Source organism: Lysinibacillus sp. GW821-FHT14F06 (assembly GCF_058803665.1).
In genome coordinates, this window is the sequence record NZ_JBXAPF010000024.1 from 60,873 (window position 1) to 66,576 (window position 5,704).

The following is a 5,704-nucleotide window of genomic DNA, read 5'->3' on the forward strand; positions in this document are numbered from 1 at the left end:
TACAACGCTCTATGCTAAATGGACAGTGAATAGTTATGGCGTAACGTTTAACACAAACGGAGGTTCAGCTGTAGCGTCAGACTCTGTAATCTATAATGAAAAAGTGACCAAACCAAAAGCACCGACTAAGACAGGGTATACATTTGCAGGCTGGTTTAAAGAAAGTGCCCTTGCAACCGAGTGGGACTTTGCGACAGATGTAACCACGGCTGATACAACGCTCTATGCCAAATGGACAGTGAATAGTTATGGCGTAACATTTAACACAAACGGTGGTTCAGCTGTAGCGTCCGACTCAGTAATCTATAATGAAAAAGTGACAAAGCCAACAGCACCAAGTAAGGCGGGGTATACATTTGCAGGCTGGTTTAAGGAAGGTGCCCTTGCAACCGAGTGGGACTTTGCGACAGATGTAATCACAGCGGATACAACGCTCTATGCTAAATGGACCGTGAATAGTTATGGTGTAACGTTTAACACAAACGGAGGTTCAGCTGTAGCGTCAGACTCTGTAATCTATAATGAAAAAGTAACCAAACCAAAAGCACCGACTAAGGTAGGGTATACTTTTATGGGGTGGTATAAAAATGCAACTTTCACAACAGAATGGAATTTTACAAATGATGTGGTAACAGAGGATATAACACTCTATGCCAAATGGATGGTAAATTCAACTGGAGGTGGAGGTGAATATCCATCAATACCGACAACTCCAACAGTACCAGTAAATCCAGTTCCGACGCCGACTGAACCGTCAATACCAGAAAATTTAACCCCCTCACCTGAGGAACAACCAGATAGTGAGCCAACTGAGCAGGAGCCTGAACAGCAGCAATATGTGTTCTCAGATGTACCGAAATCACATTGGGCGTGGGAGATGATTCAAGATATGGCGAGACGAGGGGTTATTACGGGTTATCCTGATCAATCATTTCGACCTAATGAATTTATCAAACGCCAGCATATTGCCATTATGCTAACACGAGCTTTTGAGCTAGAACCATCTCGTGAGGCTACCTCTTTTTCAGATGTTCTGCCTAGTCATCCTTATTATGAGGCGATTACAAAGCTGCAACGGGCAGGTATTATTGATGGCTCGAATGGAGCATTTCGTCCAGATGAATGGTTGACGCGTGCCCAAATGGCAAAAATTCTTGTGGCGGTACTTCAATTACCACCAGGTGATAAGAGCTTATTCAAAGATGTAAGTACAGACCATTGGAGTTATGCCAATATAGTTGCCTTAGAACATGAAGGTATTGCCTTAGGTTCGAATGGTTATTTTAAACCTAATGATCCAGTCACACGTGCTCAATTTGTGGCTTTGATGTACCGAGCTCTTAATCAATAATGGTCCAAAAGCATATCCTTTTTTTAGAAAAGGATGTGCTTTTCTCTTCTTCTAAATCTAGGTGATTACTTTCCAATTATTCTTCTCTAATGGATGATACCAAAACAACCGCAGATTAGTACTAGTAAGTCTCCAATATCGCCTTATTTTCTGATTCTCCATTACTATATTTTATTTATTATTTGCTAGATTCTCTATGTAAAGACCAATTTAGTTCAGTGTAGGGGGGAATTGTCTATTTTCATAGCTCTTATAGCATTAATCATTGGGATATTCATATTAGTAGTTGGAATGCACACCAAGAAAAAATGGGTAACTTGGATCGCCTTCATTATATTGCTTATGCCATTGTGGGAACTCCTCAAATTATTGATGCTATCTACTTTCTCTTCTTTTTACCGATTTTGGTCTTGATGCTCAGTTGAAAATTCATCTTCATATCTAGGTTAGAGCTGTTTTAGAGGGAATCTTTAACAAATATTTTAAACAGGAATGTTTCAATAAAACTATAAATGGGTGTCTAAAAGAGGAACTATCGCTTTCAGACACCCCTATCTGTTTTTTACGTCATCTTATTTTTAAATTTTTCCTTGATATGGGTGCCACTTACTTCAACAAAGTCTTCATGGTGAGAAGTGTGAACCATCCAAAATCGCTCTCATTCATTCGATTTCTAGTTCATACATAACTTTTTTATTATTTGAAGTAGTATACCAAATAATTTTATTGTTTTTTACAATCGGTTGGACGGTAGATAGCTCCATATCAACTGCTAAGTGGGTTGAAGATGTTGTTTTTCCTTGTCCATTCACATAGATGTATTTTAAGCTACCAATCTTATCGTCTAAATATTCTTGCCATAGTACAACAAATTTATCATCTGTTATTTTTACAATTGTAGGCGTTGTTGTAGACAAGGCTGTGTTTTCATAATTAGCAATCGTTGTTTCGATAATGGAAGCATCATTCGTGTTTGAAAAATCCTTTGGAATGCCATATAGGTAAACGTTACGTGTATCTGTGCGATAGTACTGTTTATTTTGGTTGACAGAGTTAAAGGCAGCTAAATAATGCGTAGGGGATTGTTCGAAGCCCCCTATAGATACACCGGTTACATTGTCACCTACACCTCCAGAAATAGGAAAAAATTCTTTCTTTGAGTATCTATTCTTTTTATTACTAGATGCGTCTATTAATTTATGAAGGACGAGGCTACGCGGATAAGCATCACCATGATCTAAATATACAGGTGCTTCACCATCCATTAACACATATTGATCAAAGGAGTGACTAACATGATTCCCTTGAAACTCTCCTAATGTATTAATTATTTCCATTGAACTTGTATTAATTTCGAATGTTAATTGAGATTGATGATTTAAGCCATCGCTTGATTTATAACGTTCACGTGATGAATGGAATGCGAGTGTGTTACCTTGTTCTGCTATTCTTCCTCCCGATGAAGCATCAAAGGGTATTACGGTAATAATCTCATCTCCTTTAACCGATGTTGCAGCAATTCGCTTAAAGTTCTTATCATACTTGACGATGCGAATAACCTCTATATTTTCTTCATTCGGGTTATTTTGACCATAGGCAATATAATTATAGGTTTCACCGCTATAAAAAGCGCCGAAAAGAGGTAATTCTAACGCTAACGTTTTTTCGGAAAGCTTTTTAGATTGACTGTCGTATGTAGTAATTTTAATGTTTTTATCTACTTCTAACGTTGAGAAGGTTTCATTGTTATTGTCGAAAATATAATCTTTGATAGAAGCAGCCCAATTTCCATGTACGCTTGGTTTTAAAGTATTTTTAGAAGTATCTACATTTTCAAATGGAAACTTTTGAGTCTGGGCTATGATTTTCTCGGCACGTACGATAAAGGCAGCCATTTGTCCACGTGTCACATAGGAGCTACCATCAAACGTTGTCTCCGTTTTTCCCTTTGTTACACCATTTTCATATAGCGCAGCAATTGATTCTCGGTAATTTTCATGCACATCTGTTAATGGCAGATTTGCGCTATTCGTTGCCTTTAAATTCATTGCATTAGCCAAAATTTTTGCTAAGTGATTGCGCTGTACATTGTTTTCAGGCTTAAAAGTGCCATCCTCAAAACCGTCAATAATATTTGCCTCTTTTAAAGCGGCGATCGCACCATAATATTGGTGTGTTGTAGGAATATCCTTGAAATTTGGATTTTGGACATTAATCGTATCTAGCTTCAGCACACCCGCAAGTATTTTCGCAGCTTGTCCACGTGTTAAATTTTTCTCGGGTTTAAAAGTGCCATCTGCATAGCCGCTAATAATCCCACGTTCTTGAAGATCTTTTATGGCATCATAAAATTGATGATTCGATGGTACATCTGACATCGCATTTGTAGTTTCGATTGGAATGACAATCGATGCAACGATAGCTGATGCAGCTGTCACCTTAAAAAATAGTGAGTAATGATGTTTTTTGCCCAAATGCAAAACCTCCTTGGTGATATCACACATATATTTAACGAAAATTATACAAATTCTACCTGATTTATTTCCCTATGTAGTATTTCTTTCACATCAATACCCATTAAAAATAGCACAAAGAAACTAGCGTATGAATTAATGCGATTCAGCAAAACTAGCTTCCAAAATACGAAAAGTGCATATAATCTCGGCTCGTACTCCAAGCGTCTCCACCCCAAGAGAATCCATGTTTTCTGAACGCCCGAACTACATCCCCATCTTCTGTAATTGAATATATGTTCTCGTAAGGTTTCCAAAAACTACCTGAAAGAATCTTGGTCACGTTGCCATTCTTATCAATCTCACAATGCATATTCTCACTTGCATTGATGTCAAGGGCTGTCCCATTCCGGTGCTCGGAATTGACATTGGTGCGCCAAGAGTATGCGCCTACGTCCTTAATCGGAAATTTCTCTGGTCCATCGAAGATCTCTTGGAATACCGCCTTGTAGGTTTTAGCCAAGTTCTTATGTACAGTCAGCGTTGCTTTTCCTTGGACCTTGTCGCCCTTTGTAGTGGCCTTCCAAACCGGAACCGTAATCTGGGTCATGTTTGACTCAGCAGCTTCTTTCGTTTCGAAGCCGGGCTCCTTATCTTCCCAAACAAGTTGCGTTTTCTCTTCCCACTTCTGCATGTCGCGAATCATTGATTCGGATAGCGTATCTTTAAGTTCAGGTTGTTTTGCATAACGCTCCAACACTACAACAAGTTGTGCCCTCGTCAATTTGTCTGTTATTCCGAAATTATCAAGTGTTTGTCCATTTTCTAGATTTTTCCCTATCATAAACTTGTTAGCATACATAAATTCTACAGCTTGTTCTAACGTGACGGATTTCCCATATATGTATGATACTAATGCTCGTGCCATCTGACCACGTGTGACATGTTGTGATGCAAATGTTACATTGGTTGTAGAACCTCTCGTGACCATGCCTAAATCCTTGGCTAGCTTATACTCAGTAAATGCGAAATTTTTGTCTAAATTGGCTTTCGTTGTATTTGCCTTTTCGCTTTTAAAACTGTCTGGTTCCTGATATTTCAATATAATCGACAGCATTTGGTATTCTGTTACATAACCTTGAGGATCTAACCAGTTGCCCACGCCTTTTTTCGGGTCAGATGGATGTTTTTGATTTTGATAGCCTGAAATAATTCCTTCGTCTATTGCCCATCTCATGGCTGGCGCCCAGCTTGCATTGATATCAAAATCTTTGTAAGAAGTAAGGTCCGCTGCTGCCAATCGCATCATTGCATTTGTTGCTGGCTCTGCTACTTGCTCTTCCGCATTAGCAACTGCTCCCACTTGCAACAATGAACCTGCCATCATGGAAGTGATTAATATCTTTCCAATTTTTTCTTTTTTACACACTTCAACTCTCTCCTTTAATTTATTAGTGAATCTTGAATGACCCATTTTACCTATTAGAATAGTAATTTTGTTATTCATTTTCCTCCATCATTTTCTAAAATATACACTCATATTACCTTTTTACTATCCTATTTGTAAACACAATATCCTTTTTATTACATTACTAGTGATTGTATATTCTTTTATTTCATTATCATATTGACTAAAAACATTTTAAGATACGTAGTGTTTAGTGACACAAAAATCAATTCCTTCGTCAACTCCCATGAAAGTGCATAATCATCTTTCATTTTCTGTGAAGAAACGCTGATTTTGGTGCTTCATGGTTGGCTAAGGAGTATTTAGCTAACAGGCCAAATTTAAATGTCGATTCCTTAGAGTACAGGAATTCGACTTTTCATGTTGTTGAAATACTATTATGTCAATGAAATCAAGGTGACAAATTAAAAAGTATAGCCCTTTTTCAAAACG

Annotated in this window: 3 protein-coding genes; 1 reads left to right on the forward strand and 2 read right to left on the reverse strand. The window is 37.9% G+C overall.

The genetic code is table 11. The features are described from left to right. On the forward strand, nt 1-1,351 hold a 1,351-nt coding region (locus AC1RNS_RS18830), incomplete at its 5' end, for an InlB B-repeat-containing protein (RefSeq protein ID WP_492994877.1). 662 nt (nt 1,352-2,013) lie between these two features. Here the strand turns inward: AC1RNS_RS18830 and AC1RNS_RS18835 are convergent. Then, nucleotides 2,014-3,825 (reverse strand): S-layer homology domain-containing protein, encoded by a 1,812-nt coding sequence (locus AC1RNS_RS18835; protein ID WP_492994879.1) that lies wholly within the window; start codon nt 3,823-3,825, stop codon nt 2,014-2,016. 154 nt (nt 3,826-3,979) lie between these two features. Beyond that, entirely contained in the window at nt 3,980-5,311 is a 1,332-nt protein-coding gene (locus AC1RNS_RS18840; protein WP_492994880.1) for a M15 family metallopeptidase, read from the reverse strand. Nucleotides 5,312-5,704 lie beyond the last annotated feature (393 nt).